Consider the following 22,129-nt stretch of genomic DNA (forward strand, 5'->3'; position numbering starts at 1 on the left):
AATCCCCACTCTGCTATCTTAAAGGGCGCTATGAACCGAGAACATGAAACTTCTCGGATCGCCATAATAGTTATAATAATTAAGGGTACCCAAACGGGTATAATAACGGGCATTGCTCAAGTTACTGACAGTAACCGATATTTCAAATTTAGGGTCAAGTTGATAGCCAACTTGTGCCGAGGCTATAACATAGCTTGGCTGGGTAACGAGGCGCGAATTTCCAAACGTGGAACTTTGCGCATTCACCCCGCCACCAAAGCTTAGAATATTCTTGTCAGAAGACGAGCCTAAGGCAAAGCGATAATGTGACCATAATTTAAATAAATGCGCCGGTGAATTAGAGGTAAAACGTATCCCTTTAACAAGGCTACCTCCGCCTTTTAATACGCGGTTATCATTATAGGTATAACCCATATTAATATCGAGACCTTTAATCGGTCGCCCGATAATTTCGGTATCGAAGCCCTGACTACGCACTAGACCAGCCGCCTCGTAGCAAGTTGAGGTACCATTAAGACCGCAATCTATTCGGCCATCCTGCGTAGCTTGGGCACGATTACGTTCCATCACCCTATAAGCCGCAAAACTTGCATGAAGTTTTTCATGGAACCAGGCCCCCTTAATCCCGACTTCCATTTGCTGCCCTTGGATTGGTTTAATTCTTTCACCGGATTCTGTGTATCCGCCCTGAGGAGCAAAGATGTCGGTAAAGCTGAAATAAGAGGTTAAACTAGGCGTCATGTGCCACACAACACCGGCATAGGGCGTTAACTGATTAGCAACATGTTGTGAGTGAACATAAGCACTTCCGGTGGTCAGATTACGATATTTATATTCGTAACTACTCCATCGCCCTCCTAATAAAACCTGCACAGGTTTGATAACTTCAATCTGTGCCGAAGCATACATACCTTTTTGAATAGAGGGTTCTCGATAATAAGGCGACAGGGTCTCAGGTAGCAGAGACGAGGATAAAATCGGCGCAAAAATATCCTGATCGGCTAACTGGGGATATTTACTGGAAGAAACCGAAGATCCTGCATCTTTTTCAACATTATAACTATAGTTAGCACCGACCAAGAAGATATGTTTCCGGTTAAATAAGTGAACCGGACCGGTCACATATAAATCCACATCATCGTAGGTTTCTTTATCAATCGCTTTCGCTAGAGCGAAATTACCCTTCATCGTCGCACTATTGAACTTATTAAGATAGCTATATTGCTGTGAATTATTGGTCTGACGATGACGCCCCGCCAATCGAACTAACCAACCTTTATCCAGATGCCGCTCAAAATCAGCCGCCAATTCATACATCGGAGAACGTGTTTTATTCCAGCCCGCACCAATATAAGTGGAAACCGGTAAATGAAGGTCAGAACCATCACTGCCACGAGGTAATCCCATGAAACGGGTTGTCGTATTTTTTTGACCCGTGGCCATTAATGTTAACGTTGTCTTTTCATCAAAATGAAAATCAATGGCCCCATAACCTGTCCAGCGTTGATCATGACCCGGTTTATAAAAATAGTCCCGACTTGCTCCCGCCATCACAATACGACCATTGATCGTTCCCGCTTTATTTAGTGGGCCAGTGACATCAAAATCAGCATGTAAATTATTCCATGACCCAACCGATCCACTCGTCGCTACGTGAAATTTATCTAAAGGCCGTTTATGGACAAAATTGACACTGCCGCCCGGAGAACCGCCACCCTGAAAGATACCATCAGGCCCGCGGATCGTTTCAATCCGGTCATAAATACTTAAATCAAATTGTTGGGCAAATGAAAGACCACCAAAAGAAGGTATACTATCATATTGCGTATTCATTCCATAGCCACGCGCTGTTACGCCAGAGGTCCCATCGCCATAATTATTAACATTGACGCCGGGCATTTGGGTTAAAGCCTGACTCACTGTATTCAGATTTTGATCTAGCATCTGCTGCTTCGTCATAACCGAAACAGATTGGGGAATATCTTCTAAACGTTGAATCCGCTTTCCGATTGTAACTCCTTTGACAACATAACTACCACTACCATCGGTTGTTGCTTTAGGACGATCCGCCGAAACAATTAAATCTCGAATAGAAACATAATTTTCATCTGAAGAGGAAGAGTCAGCATGAGATTTTTTATGATTACCACGATGATGGGGGCCCTTTCCATCATGCAGGCCATGTCTTGAAGACTTGTCCTCCTGAATTTCATCATCTTGTAGGCTCATACCTTCAGATTTTTCAGTCTCCGAGCTATCTTGTGCTAAGGCAACTTCTTCACACAGCGCCGCTGTTGGCACTAAACCAAGGCAGAGCCCTGATAATAGCCAATAACGAGATAAATTATGCTTGGACGTTTTTTTATAACGTTTTTTATAACGTTTTAGTCTGTTCGTTTCAGACAATGTTAGCATTTCCCACCCTCAATATTATAATATTGATAAGCTTTGATGCTACAATAGAAACTATCCATCTTACAATCGAAATTTTTATTAAAAAAATATCTTTTATTTCTTTTTTTAAACAACAATGTTATTATTTTAAAAAAATATAAAAAATCTTTAAATAATACCATTAAATCAATAATGTTGAAAATCATATTTATAGTAGGTAAAGTAATTTATAGTATATATGTAATAATATATCATACTATCTAGATAGAATATAAATAACAAAGCTTACTCTTTACCCTAATATACTAGGGTAAAGTATAAATTGAGATACGAATTTAAGAAAAGAGATAGGGCCACGCTCTCTCCTGTCTTAAGAAAGAGAGAGTTGGTGATCCCTACGGGAATCGAACCCGTGTTTTCGCCGTGAGAGGGCGACGTCCTAGACCGCTAGACGAAGGGACCATCAGAGAAGCGCGAGATAAGCTGTCCCGCGCGTCTCGTCAACTATAATAAAAACAAGTTAAACAAGATCAGCGATCTGGAAAGCCATCTCCAAGGCCTGATCACGGCTCAAACGGGGGTCACATTGGGTTAAATAGCGCCGTTTCAGGTCTTCTTCTGTAATAGCCGCAGAACCGCCGATGCATTCGGTGACATCAAGGCCGGTCATCTCAAGATGAATACCACCTGCATAAGTACCCTCAGCCTCATGCACAGCAAAAAAGCCTTTTACTTCCGCTAAAATCCGCTCAAAAGGACGCGTTTTCTGACCATCACTGGTTTGGGTTCCATTGCCATGCATCGGATCGCATATCCAAACGACAGGTCGACCTTCGGCCTTAACCGCGCTTACCAATTCCGGCAGATGTTTTTCAATTTTATCATGGCCATAACGCGTAATAAGCGTAATACGACCCGCTTCATAAGCAGGATCTAAAATATCCAACAGCCGTAATAATTCATCCGGCTTCAGATTCGGGCCGCATTTAAGCCCAATTGGATTATCCACACCCCGCAAGAATTCGACATGGGCCGATCCTTCAAAACGGGTACGATCACCAATCCACAGAAAATGACCAGATGTGGCATAATCCAGCCCGTAATCGCAATCGCTGCGCACCATGGTTTCTTCATAAGGTAGATGCAAAGCTTCATGGCTGGTAAAGCAAGGATCGGCATACCCATCGCCAAAACCGCCGCAGCTTTGGGCAAAACGAAAAGAATCTTCCATTTCAGCCACTAGACCGCGCCATGAATCTTGCGCCCATGGACGGCTATGTACAAAATCCTTCAGACCGTTAAAAGCATATTCCCATTTGTCATCGCCCGCTTGGGTATAAGCGCGTATTAAATTAAGGGTGATAGCCGCTTGGGTATGCCCTTGAAGCAAACGCTCTGGACTAGGAAGGCGTGCTTCTTCGGTAAAAGCAATATCGTTGACATTATCACCCCGATAACTGGGCAGTGAAATGCCATTCTTTTCTTCCATGTCGGAAGAACGGGGTTTGGCAAATTGCCCCGCCAGACGCCCTAATCGTACAACAGGTTTCCCCATTGCATAAGCAATAACAGCGTTCATCCACAACAAAGCAGACAATGTGGCTCGAACAGATTCAGCAGAAAAATCACGGAAGCTTTCCGCGCAGTCGCCCCCTTGGACGACAAAAGCTTCACCTTTTGCCACTGTGGCCAATTTTTCTTTTAAAAGCCTCGCTTCTGATCCCAAAATCAAAGGAGGAAACGTGGATAATTGATCCAAAGTTTTGTCCAGCTTATCCTGATCAGGATAGGTCGGTAATTGCCGGGCTTCAAAATCCCGCCAGCTATCCGGCGTCCAGTCTGTTGCCATCATTATTCCTTTCGAGCCCGGTAATATCCGGTTCACACTATAAAAGCAGATTATCTGTTTCTCGGAAAAACAGATAATCAATTACTGTTACGAGGCTTAATCACCCCATTGCGGTTTCCACTCCCAACCGAGCGGATCACCGTCTAAAACTTCAATTCCTGCCTCAGAAAGACGCGCTCTTATGGCATCAGAGGCAGCAAAGTCCTTTGCTTTACGCATATTTTGACGCTCTTCTAATAGAGCTAAAACGTTATTTTCTGGTAAAAGCGCATTCTTAGGACGGATATTCAAACTCGCGCGATCCAGATGTAAAAGATTAAGTCCCAGTACCATGTCCATCGAAGCAATCAATCGCAACCGCTCCTCTGGTTGCAATTTTTTGTTACTCAGGGTCTCTTCTAATAACGGTAAAGCCTGCGGTAACATTAAATCATGCGATATTGCCTGATCGAAACGTTCTAATACGGCCAAGGCCTCTTTCTTTAACGGTGCTTCAATAAGACTACGCTGATAGTCTAGGGGCGCGCCTTTACTATAAGAACGTTCGTCATAAGGTCTTAACCAATCCGGCTTATCTAAATCGACATCCGCCTTCTTTTCAAGACGACTTTTTAAGTGCCCGACTGCAATCACCAATCTTTTTAAACGGGTCAAGGCCGCTAAAATATTTTCCGGCGAAAATTCTAACTCTGAACGATAATGCGCCGATAAGCACAACACCCGATAGGCTAAAGGATGGATACCTGCATCAATTAAAGTTGAAAGCGTTAAAAATGTACCTTTGGACTTTGACATTTTTCCACTGCGATCAACTAAAAAGTTGTTATGCAGCCAAAAATTAGCCCCCGTTGCCTGAGCGTTTCCGGTAAAAGCCTGATTTTGAGCAATTTCATTGCAATGATGAATTTCCCGATGATCAATACCGCCCGTGTGAATATCAAATTGTTCACCAAGATATTTCATGCTCATCACCGAGCATTCTAAATGCCATCCCGGTGCCCCAGCCCCCCAAGGTGACATCCATTCCATTTGACGTTTTTCATCGGGTGCCGAACGCCGCCACAAAGCAAAATCAGCGGGATGCTTTTTTCCGACTACGGTCTCAATACGGCCAACACCTTCTTCTTCCCGATGACCCGCCAGCATACCATATTCTTTTAGGCGGCTAGTATCAAAATAAAGACCACTTTCTAGCTGATAGGTAAAACCAGAGGCTTCGATTTTACGGGCAAAGGCAATCATATCTTGAATATGATCCGTCGCAATACTCCAGATTGTCGGACTGAAAATATTCAGATTTTTAAGATCGCCCCAAAAGGCTTCCGTATAAAAGCGCGCAATTTCCCAAATCGTTTTATGGGCACGATTGGCCGCAGCCTCCATCTTATCATCGCCGGTATCCGTGTCAGAGGTTAGATGGCCGACATCTGTAATATTGATAACATGATTAACGGGATACCCCTTCCAGTTAAGCATCCGCCGCAAACTATCGGTAAAGATATAAGCGCGTAAATTACCAAGATGAGCAAAATTATAAACAGTTGGCCCACAGCTATAAAGGCGCACCCGTTCCGGATCGATGGGTTTAAAAGGCTCCATCTCTTTAGAAAGGCTGTTAAAAAACAGAATCGGTGCGGAAGGCTTAGCCATCTGTCGTCCCTATGATGAAAGAAAAATAACCCTTAAAAAAGGTAGCGATACAAAAAAAGAATAAGGGTATGCGCTACCTTAAAAACAAGGCGAAGTTGTTCTTATCCATTTTTATACCAGATATACATAGAAAAGGCGGGTACCTAAAGGATACCCGCCTAAAATTCTAGCCTGATAAAAGCCACAGAAATTTTGTTATCTGTGCGCTTTCATCAAAAGAATTAAAGCCGATTAATTACTTACCGACTTTGTTCTTCAAAGCATCAGCTGCATTGGTGGAAGCATTATCAATGCTTTCCGCTGCATTGGCAGCGGCTGAGCTGACGTCAGAAGCGAAATTATCAATCGCACCATTGTCAACAGAAACAACGGTGTTGTCCGTGGTGTTGGTGGTTTCCGTATTTTCAGCCGGTTTATTGCAGGCTGCAACAGCCATCAGACCGGCGGCGGCAAAAATGATGCCAAGCTTCTTCATGAGAATAGCTCCAATTCGTTAATAACGGGCCCGGTCCGAACGCCGTGCCCCATTCGCTCCCAATAACGATTCATTTCCAAGAATCAATCCGGAAGAAACGGGATTTGGACTCAATTTATCGCAAATTTATGATTTCGCGGTAAAAAAGCTACAGAATTAGAAGAAGTTTTTTGAATATAAGCTGATTATTTCACCGTTTACTTCATTTTAGTGAAAAAAATTTCTGATTTTACGATTTTTTGACCCACCAAAAATGCGAGTCAGAATCACTTCTGATGCCCCGTAAAATTTCTGATTACCTTTACCCCTTCGTCTTAGAAGGGGTATAATGCGAAGCTGAAACAAAAAAATTATCTTCAAATATACAGCACATAAAAAATTTATAATTAGAATCAGCCTTTTCGATTAATCAAAAGGTAAAAAATAGAAAAAATTATTATTTTTAAATAAAAACGGTTTTTTTATAGAAAAAAAACTCTATATAGTATGTCCAAGGTTTTTTTTAATAAAACAACTGAATAGGGAAATACCAAAGGCAAGGGTTATAATCTGTTTCCCCTTCCCTGTTAGGGTTTTCTTTCTTTTTAAAGGCCGTTTTTCTTTTATAATGGATTTTTAGAAAAGCAGTTCATTTTATGATCAAAAATAATATTATACTTTAATAACAAAACAGAACATTTTATAAATATTTTCAATAAAAGCTGAAATTCCCTATAATTTATTAAAAAATATCCGAGAAACGAAGCGGATTATCGCAAAATTCAGGTTCTAAAATTTGCTAATATAAAAAAGCTTCGCTAATTCGGACAAAATTTTCCCTCTTCGCCAATTTTTTGGAGACGTCATGGCCGTCCAGTATAGTTATGTCATGAAAGGTCTGACCAAGACTTTTCCAGGCGCAAAAAAACCGGTTCTAAATAACATTCATCTGCAATTCCTGCCGGGTACTAAAATTGCTATCATCGGTGTCAACGGTGCCGGTAAATCGACCTTGATGAAAATCATGGCCGGTATGGATAAGGAATTTCAAGGAGAAGCCTGGGCCGCCGAAGGCATTCGGGTCGGCTATCTTCCTCAGGAACCTAACCTTGACCCTGCCAAGGATGTTAGAGGTAATGTGATGGACGGGGTTCGCGAAATTGCGGATTTAGTCGATCGTTTTAATGAAATTTCAACCTTGATGGCGGATCCCCCCGCAGATGCTGACTTTGATGCCCTCATGACAGAAATGGGTGAGCTTCAGGAACGCATTGATGCGGTTGACGGTTGGACGCTTGATAATCAGCTTGAAATTGCCATGGAGGCACTACGTTGTCCTCCCGGCGATGCCGATGTTACCAAGCTTTCCGGTGGTGAACGTCGCCGTGTCGCGTTATGCCGGCTTCTGCTTGAAAAACCCGAAATTCTTCTTCTTGATGAACCAACCAACCATCTTGATGCTGAAAGCGTCGCATGGTTAGAAAATCATCTGAAAGAATATGCCGGTAATGTTATTCTGGTTACCCATGATCGCTACTTCCTCGACAATGTTGTGGGTTGGGTACTCGAAATTGATCGTGGCCGCGGTATTCCTTTTGAAGGAAACTATTCAGCATGGCTTGAAGCGCAGTCCAAGCGTTTAGAGCAGGAAGAACGCGAAGAAGAAGGCCGCCAAAAAGCAATCCAACAGGAATTGCAATGGATTCGGCAAAGCCCAAAAGCCCGCCAGACAAAAAGTAAGGCGCGTATTAAGGCTTTTGATGAACTAGTCGAAAAACAGAATGACCGTCGCCCCGGTTCTGCTCAGATCATGATTCAGATTCCCGAGCGTTTGGGGAATAAAGTCATCGAAGCGCGCGGCCTTACGAAAAGCTTTGGTGATAAAAAACTGTTTGAAGGCTTGGACTTCACCCTTCCTCCCGGGGGTATTGTCGGTGTCATTGGTGCCAATGGTGCCGGTAAAACGACCCTCTTTAAGCTTATTACGGGTTCTGAAAAGCCAGATTCTGGTGAAATTGATATTGGGCCGACGGTACAGCTTGGCTATGTTGACCAAAGCCGCGACCATCTCGATGCCAATAAAAATGTTTGGGAAGAAGTATCTGACGGTTTAGATCGTTTTAACTTTGGCAAACATGAAATCGCTACCCGCGCTTATGTCGGGGCTTTTAATTTTAAAGGCTCGGATCAGCAGAAAAAAGTAGGGCAGCTATCAGGTGGTGAAAGAAATCGGGTTCATTTAGCTAAAATGCTAAAAGAAGGTGGCAACGTATTGCTGCTTGATGAACCGACCAACGATTTGGATGTTGAAACGCTTCGCGCCCTTGAAGAAGCCTTAGAAAACTTTGCCGGTTGCGCTGTGGTTATCAGCCATGATCGCTTCTTCTTGGATCGTCTGGCCACTCACATTCTCGCTTTTGAAGGGGACGGGCATGTCGAATGGTTTGAAGGTAACTTTGAATCCTATGAAGAAGATAAGCGTCGTCGCTTTGGTGACGCCGCCGATCGTTCCAGCGCTCAAGCTTATAAAAAGCTGACCCGCAATTAAATTATCTGAATAGAAGACAAAAATATCTTCTATCTTGAAAAATAAGGCGTGTCATAAACGATACGCCTTTTTTGTATCACGTCGATTATTTTAAAATAAGTGAAGCTATTTTATCTTGGTTTTGGATTATTATAGCTATGGAAATCGATATTTTTAAGCAGAGAATAGCAGAATGAATTTCTAAGATTTTCATAATTTTTATTAGAATTATAAGGATTTCAGAATGCCTTTAAAGGCTATTCTATTCTGCAGCTTGTTATTAGTAATTTTTCTAGCGGTATTTCATCCTGCTTCGGCAACGAACAGAATAATAATGCCCAAAGAATTAGAAGCAATTCTTAGACAAAATCTATTAAAAGAGACGGTTGCGAAGGAAGGTGTCAACTTTAATGATGCCAGTGGTTATGACAGGGCCATTGCCGATGGCAACCAAGAATTTTTACAAACGCTAAAAGCACAGACCCTTACTAACAATATCTATCATCTTGTAGCTGATATGGGACTTTATCGTCTTAGAGGGGATTTTAAAGCAGCGGCAAATTGTCTTCAACCTATAGAAAACAATACCCCTCAAAATATTATTAATCCCCAGCTCATAGAAATCGAAGAATTTCAGGCCGGCAACTATCTTCTTAATGGCGACATCGCAGAATGGAGACGCAGACTTCAAACTGTAAAAACAAAATATTACCCCCCGATTCAACAGTTACCGGGGTTAGAAAAATTTTCACTCAAATATATTGAGAGAGTAACGCTAAAGGCTGATTCTCGCCTAATAGAACCGCCTTCTGTCACTGGGATAAAAGGCATACAATCGTTACCCCTATTTTATTCTTCAGTTGCCCCCCAAACAGCCCAAAAGCAAACTTTTTTTACGCCTCATCTTAAGGTCAAGGTCAATAATATAACCCAGCTTTTTGAATTGGATACCGGCACCTATATAGGGATATTACCGCTTCATTGGGTTCATAATCCTCATGTTCAGGTCATAGGAACACTCAACACTAGTCAAGATATTCTAGGGAATAGAATTGAAACTATCTTCGGTATCGTGGACGAAATTGAAATAGGTAACGCTGTTTTAAAAAATATCCCATTCTCTTTTAGCAATGAAACAGAACCTAGTCTGGGGATTTATGTGCTGCGTCAACTGGGTCGAGTGCAAATTTCGTATGACCAACTTAGATTTGGTGAAGGGTTAAACTATCCTTGCCAACAAAATATTCGTCTAGCTACTGCGCCGGATGGCTCAACAGCCCATTTAAAAATTCAAATACAACTTAATAACCAACCAATGATGGCTATTTTTGATAGTGGTTCAGGCGATTATCAAAATGATGATCTACTTTTACAACAACCTGTCTTAGTCATTCCCAAAGAAGGGCAATTAAAAAAAGCCGTAGTGAATACTACCGCGGGTAGTCACAGTATGAGGATTTATCAGGATATTAATAATCTGAAGATCGAGAACATAGAATTAGGGTCGGTAAAAGTAATTCACACCCAGATGTCTAAAAACCAAGCGATCCTTATGGTTAATATCCTGAAAAAAACATCATTATATCTCGATTTTATCGAGGGTAAGAGCTGTCTTATAAAACGAGATTAATCTATAAAAGTAGCTTAAAAAAGTCGTTTAATAAATGCCATTTTAAAAAAGAACCGACAGAAATAAATCCCATCGGTTCCATTCTAATCGACAATTATTTCGACTATTCTTCGTTAATAATCAATAACGATAATGATCCGGTTTAAACGGCCCATTCACAGGCACACCGATATATTCAGCCTGCTTTTCGCTCAGCTTGCTCAAATGAACGCCCAATTTCGGTAAATGCAAAGCCGCTACCTTTTCATCTAAATGCTTAGGCAGCATATAAACGTCTTTTTGGTAATTTTCTGCATTACAGAAGAGTTCAATCTGTGCCAGCACCTGATTGGTAAAACTGGCGGACATCACAAAGCTTGGATGACCGGTGGCACAGCCTAAATTGACCAAGCGCCCTTTTGCCAAAACAATGATTTCTTTGCCATCGGGGAATTTAACCAAATCAACTTGCGGTTTAATTTCAGTCCATTCCATATTGGAAAGAGCATTAATCTGAATTTCACTATCAAAATGGCCAATGTTGCAGACAATAGCGTGATTTTTCATCGCCCGCATATGGTCAAGCGTAATAATATCGGCATTACCCGTGCAGGTTACAAAAATATCAGCATTGGGGGCTGCTTCTTCCAATGTAACGACTTCATAGCCTTCCATTGCCGCTTGAAGCGCACAGATAGGATCAACCTCCGTCACTAAGACGCGGGCACCGCCATTTCTTAAAGAAGCCGCAGAGCCTTTACCCACATCACCAAAACCGGCGACACAAGCAACTTTACCGGCCAACATAACATCCGTTGCCCGACGAATGGCATCGACCAAAGATTCTTTACAACCATAAAGGTTGTCGAATTTCGATTTGGTCACGGAATCATTAACATTGATAGCGGGGAAAGGCAGTTCACCTTTCTTGGAAATTTCATAAAGACGATGAACGCCAGTGGTAGTTTCTTCAGAAACCCCTTTAATCGCTTGGGCGGTTTTCGTCAGGAAACCAGGGGTCGCAGCAACACGACGCCGCACAACTTTCTGGAAAATAGCTTCTTCTTCATTTTCAGCGGCCGGAAATTCGATACCGGCTTCAAGTTTTGCGCCCCAAAGCACAAACATGGTAGCATCGCCGCCATCATCAAGGATCATATTAGCGGTTTCGCCATTGCCCCAATCAAAAATGCGATCGACGTAATCCCAATATTCTTCAAGGGATTCCCCCTTAACCGCAAAAACAGGAATACCCTGTTCTGCAATGGCAGCGGCGGCATGATCTTGCGTAGAAAAAATATTACAAGAAGCCCAGCGCACTTCTGCGCCCAGTTCAATCAGCGTTTCGATTAAAACAGCGGTCTGGATAGTCATATGAAGAGAGCCGGTAATCCGCGCGCCCTTTAATGGTTTTTTTGCACCATATTCTTCACGCAAAGCCATCAAGCCCGGCATTTCGCCTTCAGCAATATCAATTTCTTTACGCCCCCAACCAGCAAGGCCGATGTCGCAAATAATATATGGCTCATTTGCCATGAAGTTTTCTCCTTAGAAAATGTGCAAATTTTTTGAGTCTAGGGTAAGACGGGCATCGTTAGGGTATTTCTTAAATTTTATAGATAAAAAACTTTTCGAATTACCGAACAAACGTCGTGTTCCTATCAATTTTGGCGAATAGAAAAGATCATTTTTGAAACAAAAATTCAGATGAACCGCTAATCGCTTTAGCCTCAAATTTTTTAAACAAGCCCTCTCCCGAATCATTCTTGATCTAACGTGTCAGAGACCGATATGTAAATATTAAGAATATAAAAATATAAATAATTCTTTATATTGTACTTTAGTAGCCAATTTTTTGAGGCTGATCAGTGTAAACTGTTGTAACTTCTCCATAGCGTTATCAATATCCCCTTATTCTTGCTTAGAGTTTTGATAGAAAGGCCTTAAAGGATTGGTTTTCTGCCCCTTCAGACGCTATAGGCTTTAAATTATGTCCATTCGTCCTTGGCGCCATATAGAGCGCCGTAAATCGCGAAAAATCATGGTTGGAAATGTCGCCGTCGGTGGTGATGCCCCGATTAGCGTTCAAACCATGACCAATACACCAACCTCTGATGCGCAAGCGACCATTGACCAAATCCGTCGTTGTGAAGCTGTTGGCGTTGATCTAGTGCGGGTATCTTGCCCTGACGAAGCATCAACAACAGCTTTAAAAGAAATCGTGCGCGCTGCAGAAGTGCCGATTATTGCGGATATTCATTTTCATTATAAACGTGCGCTTGAGGCTGCCGATGCAGGTGCTGCTTGCCTTCGGATTAATCCCGGCAATATTGGCTCAAGCGCGCGCGTTGCCGAGGTCGTACGCGCCGCTAAAGCTAATGGCTGTGCAATCCGTATCGGGGTTAATGCGGGTAGTTTAGAAAAAGACTTATTAGAAAAATATGGCGAACCTTGTCCTGATGCCTTGGTAGAAAGTGCTTTAAATCATATCAAGCTTTTACAGGATCAAGATTTCCACGAATTCAAAGTAGCCGTGAAAGCCTCGGATGTCTTCTTGGCAGTTGCTTCTTATAAAGCGCTCGCCAAGGCGGTAGATTGCCCGTTACATCTGGGCATTACAGAAGCGGGTGGCCTTATCAGCGGCACCGTAAAATCAGCACTTGGTATCGGCAATCTGCTTTGGGATGGTATTGGTGATACGCTTCGTGTTTCTCTTTCCGCTGAACCGGAACAGGAAGTGCGCGTGGGTTACGACATTCTGAAAACTCTGGATCTACGGACTCGGGGGGTAAGGGTGGTCTCTTGTCCCAGCTGTGCTCGGCAAGGGTTCGATGTTGTTCGGACAGTTCGGACATTAGAAGAAAAATTAGCGCATATTGCTACCCCCTTATCGCTCTCAGTGTTGGGCTGTGTCGTCAACGGCCCAGGTGAAGCAAGAGAAACCGACATCGGTGTAACCGGTGGTGGTCAGGGTAAACATATGATTTATTTATCCGGCGTAACGGATCACACCATCGGAAACGATCAGATGCTTGACCATATTGTGGCCTTAGTCGAAGCAAAAGCCGCTGAGATTGAAGCTGCAAAGGCTGATGAAAAAAACAATCAAGCAGCCTCAGCAGCATAAATTAATAAATTAAAAATGAAATGAAGGATCCCTGCTAATATTTAGCAGGGATTATTCCCCACCCTTTAAATCATACCGCTAGCAACAATATTTTTGATGGGTGCATAAAATCAGATCAAGAAGATCTGATTTTTAGAGAATAAAATAGAACTCATTTCTGAAATATATGATTTTCTAAAAAATATATCTTCAGCCCTTGTTCTTATAAATATCGACAATTTTATCTACCAGCGCAAGCGCCTCTTCTCGTGGACGCTGAAAGACATTCCGTCCCATAATAGAGCCATTTCCACCACCATCACGGATGGCTTCTGCTTCCCGATATAAGGCATCGGGTGTCTTGGCTTCACCGCCCGAAAAAACGACCATTCTGCGCCCCGCAAAAGCCGACTGAACAATATGAGATACACGACTTGATAAAGAAGACCAGTCTTGTCCTGAATAGGCGGGAATCGCCTCTGGTTGCTCAATATGAGCGCTTGGCAATTTAACCTTGATGATATGGGCACCGATCTGCGCAGCGATATGAACAGAATAAGCACTGACGTCTAAGGCCGTCTCGCCTCGTTTTGTCAGTCGCCCACCGCGTGGATAAGCCCAAACAACAGTTGCTAAACCACATCGTCTTGCTTCTGCTGCGATATGTCGGAATTCTTCAATTTGCTCAAAAATTATATCGGAACCGGGATATATAGTAAAACCAACCGCAGCACATCCCAATCGCAATGCGTCCCCAACACAGGAAGTAACAGCCTGATCATTGACAGAGGACCAGCTGTTGGAGGAGTTCATTTTTAAAATAGTCGGAATTTGACCAGCAAAAGTGGATGCCCCGACCTCCAACATGCCGATAGGCGCCGCAAAGGCAGAAAAGCCGCCATCAATAGCTAATTTATAATGATATTGAGGATCATATCCCGCAGGATTGGGGTAAAAACTACGCGCTGGTCCATGTTCTAAACCTTGATCCACAGGCAGGATAATAAGCTTACCGGTTCCACCGAGACGGCCATGATTTAGAATGTAGGCAAGATTAGTCTTTGTTCCGGGATTATCGCTTTCATAAAGATCCAGAATAGCTTTTACTTCAGGAGTAATAGACACAGCAGCGCTCCTTCCTTCCGGAATATAGGGGACAGTCTCAGCATATCTACGCTCATAGGTATTAAAATACCTATTTAGTCAAAAAATAAATTTTACTGTCACCTGGACAACCCCTCCTACATCAAAAAGGAATCAGTTATCCGTTTTCTTAATAATCATAAATATTATCATAAATTTTCTATGGCGAAGGTTACAGAATTATTCCGCTTATTTGCAATGTCTATCGTAGAGATTTTGCGAGCCATTAAAGGTTTATAAAGAACATAGCCGGAAATGATTTTCGCTGTGATAAGCGAGATTATATTTACTCAAATAACATGCAACGGCAAAATCGGTATTTTTTTCTAAAAAGCGATCTAATCAAAAGCCGTCTAATCAAAAGCAGTTCGAAAAATTTAGCCCTTCTTAAAAAAAAGGGCGGTTAGAAAACCGCCCCCTTTATAAAGTTTTAAGCTTCAAGCGCTTTAACGCCCGGAAGTTCTTTACCTTCCATCCATTCAAGGAAGGCACCACCAGCCGTTGAAACAAAACTGAAGTCCTGTGCAACACCAGCATGGTTCAAGGCCGCAACCGTATCACCACCACCAGCGACAGAAACCAATGAACCTGCTTTGGTCAGCGCAGCGGCTTCCTTAGCAAGAGCAACCGTTGCTTTATCGAACGGTGCAATTTCAAAGGCACCCAACGGGCCGTTCCAAACCAAGGTTTTGGAAGCCTTCAAAACTTCAGTCAAAGCAGCAACCGCTTTTGGCCCCACATCCAAAATCATTTCATCATCAGCGACTTCGTTGACAGGAATGGTGCGGATGGGTGGGTTAGCTTTAAATTCTTTTGCCACAACGACATCGCTTGGCAGATGAATTTTACAGCCAGTTTTTTCAGCAGCAGCAAAAATACCTTTAACGGTATCTTTCAGCTCATGTTCGCAAAGTGATTTACCAACATCCACACCTTGGGCGGCGAGGAAAGTGTTAGCCATACCACCACCGATGATCAGATGGTCAACCTTGGAAACCAGGTTGGTCAGAACATCAAGTTTCGTGGAAACTTTAGCGCCACCAACAACAGCAGCAACAGGATGAGTCGGTTTACCAAGAGCGGCTTCTAAAGCTTCTAACTCTTTCTGCATGGCACGACCGGCGAAAGCAGGCAGCTTATGAGCCAGACCTTCGGTCGAAACATGGGCGCGATGCGCAGCCGAGAAAGCATCGTTGACATAGAAATCGCCGAGTTTAGCAACTTCAGAAGCTAACTCTGGATCATTCTTTTCTTCACCCGCATAAAAACGCGTGTTTTCTAAAAGAGCAACGGCACCCGGATTTAAAGCATCAATAGCTTTAGCAGCCGCTTCGCCCTTGATGTCATTGATGAAATGAACCGGACGACCTAAAACGCCAGCCAGAGCATCTTTGATGCGGGCCAGAGACATTTCAGGATTGGGTTTGCCTTTGGGACGACCGAAATGGGCAAGAATAAGGACTTTAGCGCCTTTTTCTGCCAATTCATTGACGGTCGGAATAGCGGCACGCAGACGGGTATCATCCGTAACGCGATCGCCATCCATAGGAACGTTCAGATCTTCGCGAACAAGAACGCGCTTACCTTTAACGTCGCCAATATCATCTAATGTACGAAAGCTCATTATATCCTCCTTTTGGCCGCCTTACGATGCAAAGCGGATCTGATAACGGAGACTTACCCCCTTTTCGGCCCTGTTGCAGCAGACGCAGAACAAAAGCGTTCGGAGCGGCCATACGTCAACATCAGGCCAATATCAGGAGGCTAAATTCAATCACCGGCAAGAAAGACGGTGTTTTGGTACTGGATAAAGCGGTGGCCCGCTCGCTGCCAAAAGACAGAAAGCGGGTCGCCTTTGTAACCAATAGCCTTAAGACTAGAGGCTCTTACCCATCTGAGCAGCGGTATCAACCATACGATTGGAGAAACCCCATTCGTTATCGTACCATGCAACAACGCGAGCCAGCTTGCCTTCCAGAACGGCCGTTTCACGGCTGTCAACGGTGGAGCTATGCGGATCGGTGTAGAAGTCACGGGAAACGAGCGGTTCGTCGGTGTAACCGAGAACGCCGGTCAGATCATCCTTGTCAGCAGCAGCTTTGAGGATGCTATTGATTTCTTCAGCGGTCGTGTCACGCTTCGGAACAAAGGTAAAGTCAACAAGGCTGACATCCGGAGTCGGGACGCGGATGGAGATACCATCGAGCTTACCTTTAAGTTCCGGGATCACGAGAGCAACAGCGCGAGCAGCACCGGTGCTGGTTGGGATCATGGAAGCGCTGGCCGTACGAGCACGACGAAGATCAGAGTGAATCTGATCCAAGATGCGCTGATCGTTGGTGAAGCTGTGGATGGTGGTCATCAGACCGCGTTCGATACCGATCTTCTGCTGAAGAACGTGAAGAACCGGAGCCAAGCAGTTGGTCGTGCAAGATGCGTTGGAAACGATCTTGTCGTCTGCCGTCAGGTCTTTGTGGTTCACACCGAAAACAACGGTGCGATCAACATTACCTTTAGCCGGTGCTGAAATCAGAACCTTCTTGGCACCTGCGGTCAGATGAGCAGAAGCTTTGTCGGTGTTGGTGAAGATACCCGTGCATTCCATCACGATATCAACGCCAAGCTTTTTGTGCGGCAGATTGGCAGGATCACGTTCTGCGGTGACAACGATTTTCTTGCCATCGATGACCATGTCGTTACCTTCGGTGGTAACGGTGCCAGGATAGGTGCCATGTGCACTATCACGCTTGAACAGGAAAGCATTGGATTCAACGCTACCAAGATCGTTGATAGTAACCAGTTCAAGTCCAGAATCCGGACGCGACAGAATTGCACGCGCAGCCAGACGGCCGATACGGCCGAAGCCATTAATCGCAACTTTAACCGCCATGTTTATTCTCCTACTTACAAGTAGCTATCATTCTGTAGCTATTATCTTAACGTGCCGACTTACCGGCGATCGCGGCCAGCACCTTGTTCGTGATGCCGACTGCGGTCAAGCCGAAATGAGCATATAAATCATTCGCCGGGGCCGATGCACCAAAAACATCAATACCATAACGAAGACCATTTATGCCAGTATACCGTTCCCAACCAATTGTCGTCCCTGCTTCGATAGAAACGCGTAAAATTGTCGATTGAGGCTGATCGGGCAAGACGTCATTACGATAAGATTCAGGCTGTAAATCGAACAAAGTCCAACTAGGCATAGAAACGACATCTGCCCCAAATCCGGCGGTTTCTAGGAGGCTGGCGACCTCTACAGCCAAAGAAACTTCAGAGCCGGTAGCCATTAGAATGACGCGTCTTTTAGCAACAGCCGACCGCAACCGATACGCCCCCCGAGCCGAGGCATTTTCATCGGCTGATTCGCGTAGTAACGGCAAATTTTGACGGGATAAAACAATGACAGAGGGGCCCACAGTATTTTTTAGAGCCAGCTCCCAACATTCTGCAGTTTCAATCGAATCAGCGGGACGAAAAACCGTTAAGTTAGGAATCAGTCGCAAAGACATGATCTGTTCAACCGGCTGATGAGTCGGTCCATCTTCCCCAACCCCGATCGAATCATGCGTCATAACATAGATGACACGGGTCTGTTGCAAGGCAGACAAACGAATCGCAGGACGACTGTAATCTGAAAAAGCAAGGAAAGTGCCGCCATAGGGAATAACCCCTCCATGAAGGGCCATACCATTCATAGCACAAGACATGCCAAATTCACGAATGCCATAATGGATATAACGGCCGCTGTAATCAGCGGCAGAAAGCGTCGTCATTCCTTTAGGTTTGGTATTATTGGACGGCGTTAAGTCAGCAGATCCCCCTACTAATTCCCCAACCTGCCGAATCAGAATACCCAGCGTCAGTTCAGAAGCCTTGCGGGTAGCCATGGGGAGAGCCGAAGCGATCGTACTGTTTTTATAATCGGTTAAATCAAAAGCTTCAGGCAGATTCCCGCTCATAATACGGGTAAATTCTTCTTTATCCTTGTGCTCGTCCAAACGCGCTTGCCAATTGTTATATTCGTCTTCGTGGCGTGTACCCAGTTCTCTCCATTTTTTCAGGATATGATGCGGTATCGTAAAATCTGGGCTAGTCCATTCCAACGCTTCACGCGTCAGAAGAATTTCTTCTTCCCCTAGAGGGGTCCCGTGCGCTGCGGGCGTGCCTTGTTTTCCGGGAGAACCATAACCAATGGTAGTACGGCAAGCGATCAAAGACGGTCGCGGATCAGCAATAGCTTCATCCATCGCTTTAATGATGGATTCCGTATTGTGACCATCACAGGCGACGACATGCCAACCACAAGCACGATGACGAGCCATAACGTCTTCTTTACGAGAAATAGCGACATCACCATCAATAGTGATACCGTTATCATCCCAAAGAACATTAAGGTTTCCTAAGTTAAGACGCGCCGCAATCCCAACGACTTCGTGGTTGATGCCTTCCATAAGACAGCCATCACCTGCGATGGTCCAAACACGGTGATTGACGAGATCATCACCGAAACGAGCATTTAAATGACGTTCAGCCAAAGCCATGCCGGCTGCCATACCGATACCCTGCCCCAAAGGGCCGGTCGTGGTCTCGACACCTGCCAATAGCGTATTTTCAGGATGTCCCGCACAACGGCTACCCCATTGTCTGAATTGGCGAATATCATCCAGAGTTGGCTCACTATATCCCGTCAGATACAACAAAGCGTAAAGTAACATCGAACCATGGCCGCCGGACAGAATGAAACGATCCCGATCCGGCCATGTTGGATCTTGGGGATTATGCTTCAAATAACGACCAAACAGGATAGTCGCGACATCCGCCATGCCCATAGGCAACCCTGGATGACCGCTGTTGGCGGCTTGAATAGCATCCATCGACAGGGCGCGAATAGCATTAGCAAGGTGTCGATACGGAACAGACATGCGATGATACCTAAAATTGAAAGGAAAACGCTGGTAATTTCTGGCAAAATCCGAGAAAAAACCGAAAAGACGGGGCTTTATTAGTCTTGTGGCCTAAGAAAGGTCAACACATTGGACAAAAAGTCACAATATAAACACATTGTGCCATCGGCGACATAACTGAAAAATCCTATAAAAAGTCTAAAAGGCCATGTTGAGGCGGGGGGCGTCGTGCTATGGGCAAAATATGGTCAAAGATCGTCTTTTATATGCCCTCGACCGCCTGACACAGGCACTCGCCCGACTGGAAGAAGCCGACAGCCGACGGGCAGCCAATCAGGATATTGCTGTACGCTACCAACGGTTACGCGAGGCAACAGAACAAGCTCTCAACAGGATTGATAACCTGATCACTGGGAATCCTTCCGATCAGAAAGATATTACCGATTCTTTACCAACAGAAGAAGAGCAGAAAATTATTCGGGACTCTTTTATCAAAGGGAAGACCCCTCTATCCTCAGTGGACGAACAATCATCAACGCATACTTTCCCTTCTACACCGAGCGAGGTTGATTCTCAAAAAACCTCGCCAATCAGAAAGAATCCGAAAACAGTAAGGAAGAGCACCCCCAAGTCTTAACATATTAAAAATCATGAAGGGCAATCTATTTCTAAGCGTCAAAAAGATTGCTCTAAAAAGTCGGACAGTTAAACACAGGGATAAAATATGGCGCAAGTAGATGTAATGATAGGTGGGCGTAGCCATCAACTAGCTTGTCGTGACGGTGATGAATCCCGCTTACGCTTTCTGGCCAATATAGTGGATGGGGAAGTCGCTAAAATCAGTGAACAACTGAATGTAGCGGGTGACACACGTCGGATTTTACTTGCAGCCTTATTGTTAGCCGACAAAAATGAAGATATTAAAAGCATGTTTGAGAAGCTTCAGGCTAAAAATGAACAGTTAGAGCAACAGTTACAGAATCAAAAACAAGCCTTGGATCACAGCGAAAAAGCACGGATAACGCAAAAAGAAGAACGTAACCAAATTGCTGTACAAATAGAAGAATATGTAGAAAGAATAGAAAATATCGTAAATCGGCTTGATGAAGAAGCGCACGCTTCCTAAATAGAGAGTGGCGGTTCTGCGCGGTGCGCGCTCAAGCAATTATCCCTGAGGCTATAAATACATCCAAGGGAGCTGTCCCTGTTCGAATCTTGGTTCGATGCATACGGCGCCCACCTGACGTTTGGGCGTCAGTGGATATTCAAGCAAACGGCCTGGCAGCGGTTCCGCCACATTTCTTTATTTTTAAGATTGTTACGCCATTTTCCTATGATTTTTTCAAAAAAAATAAAATAATTTCATTGTAGTATAATTTTCATTATAAAAAATAAGACGGGTTTAACAGTTATAATAGCATCCTCGTCGTTTCGGTACCCTGTGATTACTGTTACAAGATATAAATCGCTTGCTTTGGACAAGCTCTGTAAGAAAAGACTGGTAAAGTCTGTGTACTAATGGATGATTAAAGTTAGCTAAAATAATACGTCGAAACAACATAACAGCCTAATTTCTAGGGCCTGTTAGATCTTAAATTTTTTTACATAAAAGGGATGGAAGACGGAATCGTTACCGGTATTTTTACGGATGAGACATGGTCGATCTGGGAACCTCTAATTGAGGCAGTTCGCCCGAAGGGTAAGACACCACCCCATGATCTGCGTCGCACGATATCGGCGATATTCTGGCGACATGAGAATGGTGCGAAATGGCGGAGCATTCCCGCTGAATTGGGTCCGTGGTGGCGGGCAGCGCAGCTTTTCATCCGCTGGGCGAAACTTGGCGTATGGGACCGCCTGTTGAAACGGGTTCAGGAACAACAGGGAGTGGCACTCGGAATGACTTTTCTGGATGGTACGAACATCAGGGCTCACCATAAGGCGGCAGGAGCCCAAAAAAAGGGGATTCTTTCGAAGAGCGAGACCATCGTGAAGCACTTGGCCGCTCTCGCGGGGGCTATGGCACGAAAGTCTGTGTAATTGCTGATGGACACGGAAAAGGAATTGATTTCGCTCTTGCGTCTGGACAGGCTCATGAACTGCCAATGGCGCCAGTCATGCTTGAACATCTCCCCTCTGTTCCCATGTGGGTCGTAGCTGACAAAGGCTATGCTTCGGATGCTTTCCGTGAACGGATCTGGGACATCGGGGCTCGACCAGCCATTCCTGCAAAACGACGTGATGCGTCGGTCGCCTGCCCTAAATGGGCTTATCGTTGCCGGCATCTTGTTGAAAACCTCTGGGCTCGCCTCAAAGAGTGGCGCGCTGTCGCTACCAGATATGAAAAAACAGCAACCTGCTTCCTCGCGGTTATCCACATCGCTGCCGCTGCAGACTGGATCAAGATCTAACAGAACCTAGAGCTTTTATACCTCATTTTGTTTCATCCAAATGATGGTTCTTATAAAAAAGCTCTTTTGCAGACCG

Annotated in this window: 15 protein-coding genes and 1 tRNA gene; 6 read left to right on the forward strand and 10 right to left on the reverse strand. The window is 44.3% G+C overall.

The window, feature by feature from the left end:
• Positions 1 to 18 precede the first annotated feature (18 nt).
• From ZYMOP_RS05040 to ZYMOP_RS05060, 5 genes are all read right to left on the reverse strand, one after another.
• The gene (locus tag ZYMOP_RS05040; protein ID WP_013934276.1) at positions 19 to 2,415 is read right to left on the reverse strand and encodes a TonB-dependent siderophore receptor; all 2,397 of its coding nucleotides are present in this window, start codon (positions 2,413 to 2,415) and stop codon (positions 19 to 21) included.
• A gap of 365 nt (positions 2,416 to 2,780) precedes the next feature.
• A tRNA-Glu gene (locus ZYMOP_RS05045) sits at positions 2,781 to 2,856 on the reverse strand.
• A 58-nt stretch (positions 2,857 to 2,914) separates the two neighbouring features.
• A complete protein-coding gene (locus ZYMOP_RS05050; RefSeq protein ID WP_013934277.1) occupies positions 2,915 to 4,243 on the reverse strand; it encodes a 3-deoxy-7-phosphoheptulonate synthase class II in 1,329 nt (442 codons plus the stop codon).
• A gap of 96 nt (positions 4,244 to 4,339) precedes the next feature.
• Positions 4,340 to 5,893 carry a cysteine--tRNA ligase gene (cysS, locus tag ZYMOP_RS05055; RefSeq protein WP_013934278.1) on the reverse strand — a complete coding sequence of 518 codons (1,554 nt, stop codon included), beginning with the start codon at positions 5,891 to 5,893 and terminating at the stop codon, positions 4,340 to 4,342.
• 235 nt (positions 5,894 to 6,128) lie between these two features.
• Positions 6,129 to 6,368 carry a hypothetical protein gene (locus tag ZYMOP_RS05060; protein ID WP_013934279.1) on the reverse strand — a complete coding sequence of 80 codons (240 nt, stop codon included), beginning with the start codon at positions 6,366 to 6,368 and terminating at the stop codon, positions 6,129 to 6,131.
• Between the two features lie 844 nt (positions 6,369 to 7,212).
• On the opposite strand from ZYMOP_RS05060, the gene ettA reads away from it, so the two are divergent.
• Together ettA and ZYMOP_RS05070 are read left to right on the forward strand one after the other, a co-directional pair.
• Entirely contained in the window at positions 7,213 to 8,895 is a 1,683-nt protein-coding gene (gene ettA / locus ZYMOP_RS05065) for an energy-dependent translational throttle protein EttA (RefSeq protein ID WP_013934280.1), read from the forward strand.
• Positions 8,896 to 9,208: 313 nt separating this feature from the next.
• Positions 9,209 to 10,504, forward strand: a complete 1,296-nt coding sequence (locus tag ZYMOP_RS05070) for a retropepsin-like aspartic protease (protein WP_158498497.1) — start codon at positions 9,209 to 9,211, stop codon at positions 10,502 to 10,504.
• A gap of 120 nt (positions 10,505 to 10,624) precedes the next feature.
• Here the strand turns inward: ZYMOP_RS05070 and ahcY are convergent, their stop codons facing one another.
• On the reverse strand, positions 10,625 to 12,019 hold the full coding sequence (ahcY, locus tag ZYMOP_RS05075) for an adenosylhomocysteinase (RefSeq protein ID WP_013934282.1): 1,395 nt from the start codon (positions 12,017 to 12,019) through the stop codon (positions 10,625 to 10,627).
• A gap of 454 nt (positions 12,020 to 12,473) precedes the next feature.
• On the opposite strand from ahcY, the gene ispG reads away from it, so the two are divergent.
• Positions 12,474 to 13,610, forward strand: a complete 1,137-nt coding sequence (ispG, locus tag ZYMOP_RS05080) for a flavodoxin-dependent (E)-4-hydroxy-3-methylbut-2-enyl-diphosphate synthase (protein WP_013934283.1) — start codon at positions 12,474 to 12,476, stop codon at positions 13,608 to 13,610.
• Positions 13,611 to 13,799: 189 nt separating this feature from the next.
• Here ispG and ZYMOP_RS05085 read toward each other — a convergent pair whose 3' ends face one another.
• The 4 genes from ZYMOP_RS05085 to tkt all read right to left on the reverse strand — a co-directional run bounded on the left by ZYMOP_RS05085 (position 13,800) and on the right by tkt (position 19,660).
• Positions 13,800 to 14,714, reverse strand: coding sequence for a class I fructose-bisphosphate aldolase (locus tag ZYMOP_RS05085; protein ID WP_013934284.1), 915 nt, complete (start codon positions 14,712 to 14,714; stop codon positions 13,800 to 13,802).
• Positions 14,715 to 15,162: 448 nt separating this feature from the next.
• Positions 15,163 to 16,356, reverse strand: a complete 1,194-nt coding sequence (locus ZYMOP_RS05090) for a phosphoglycerate kinase (RefSeq protein ID WP_013934285.1) — start codon at positions 16,354 to 16,356, stop codon at positions 15,163 to 15,165.
• Between the two features lie 252 nt (positions 16,357 to 16,608).
• Positions 16,609 to 17,622 (reverse strand): type I glyceraldehyde-3-phosphate dehydrogenase, encoded by a 1,014-nt coding sequence (gene gap, locus ZYMOP_RS05095; RefSeq protein WP_013934286.1) that lies wholly within the window; start codon positions 17,620 to 17,622, stop codon positions 16,609 to 16,611.
• A gap of 46 nt (positions 17,623 to 17,668) precedes the next feature.
• Positions 17,669 to 19,660 (reverse strand): transketolase, encoded by a 1,992-nt coding sequence (gene tkt / locus ZYMOP_RS05100; protein WP_013934287.1) that lies wholly within the window; start codon positions 19,658 to 19,660, stop codon positions 17,669 to 17,671.
• 226 nt (positions 19,661 to 19,886) lie between these two features.
• Here tkt and ZYMOP_RS09570 point away from each other — a divergent pair, with 226 nt between their 5' ends.
• The 3 genes from ZYMOP_RS09570 (at position 19,887) to ZYMOP_RS09310 (ending at position 22,053) form a co-directional block, all read left to right on the forward strand.
• On the forward strand, positions 19,887 to 20,279 hold the full coding sequence (locus ZYMOP_RS09570; protein WP_013934288.1) for a hypothetical protein: 393 nt from the start codon (positions 19,887 to 19,889) through the stop codon (positions 20,277 to 20,279).
• Positions 20,280 to 20,366: 87 nt separating this feature from the next.
• Positions 20,367 to 20,768, forward strand: coding sequence for a cell division protein ZapA (locus tag ZYMOP_RS05110; RefSeq protein ID WP_013934289.1), 402 nt, complete (start codon positions 20,367 to 20,369; stop codon positions 20,766 to 20,768).
• Positions 20,769 to 21,256: 488 nt separating this feature from the next.
• Positions 21,257 to 22,053 (forward strand): IS5 family transposase gene (locus ZYMOP_RS09310; RefSeq protein WP_252507399.1). Its coding sequence is split into 2 segments (ribosomal slippage): positions 21,257 to 21,596 and positions 21,596 to 22,053, totalling 798 coding nucleotides; the frame shifts between segments, so codons are not numbered across the junction.
• Positions 22,054 to 22,129 lie beyond the last annotated feature (76 nt).

The sequence above is a fragment of the Zymomonas mobilis subsp. pomaceae ATCC 29192 genome (genome assembly GCF_000218875.1).
GTDB classification, from domain to species: Bacteria; Pseudomonadota; Alphaproteobacteria; order Sphingomonadales; family Sphingomonadaceae; genus Zymomonas; species Zymomonas pomaceae.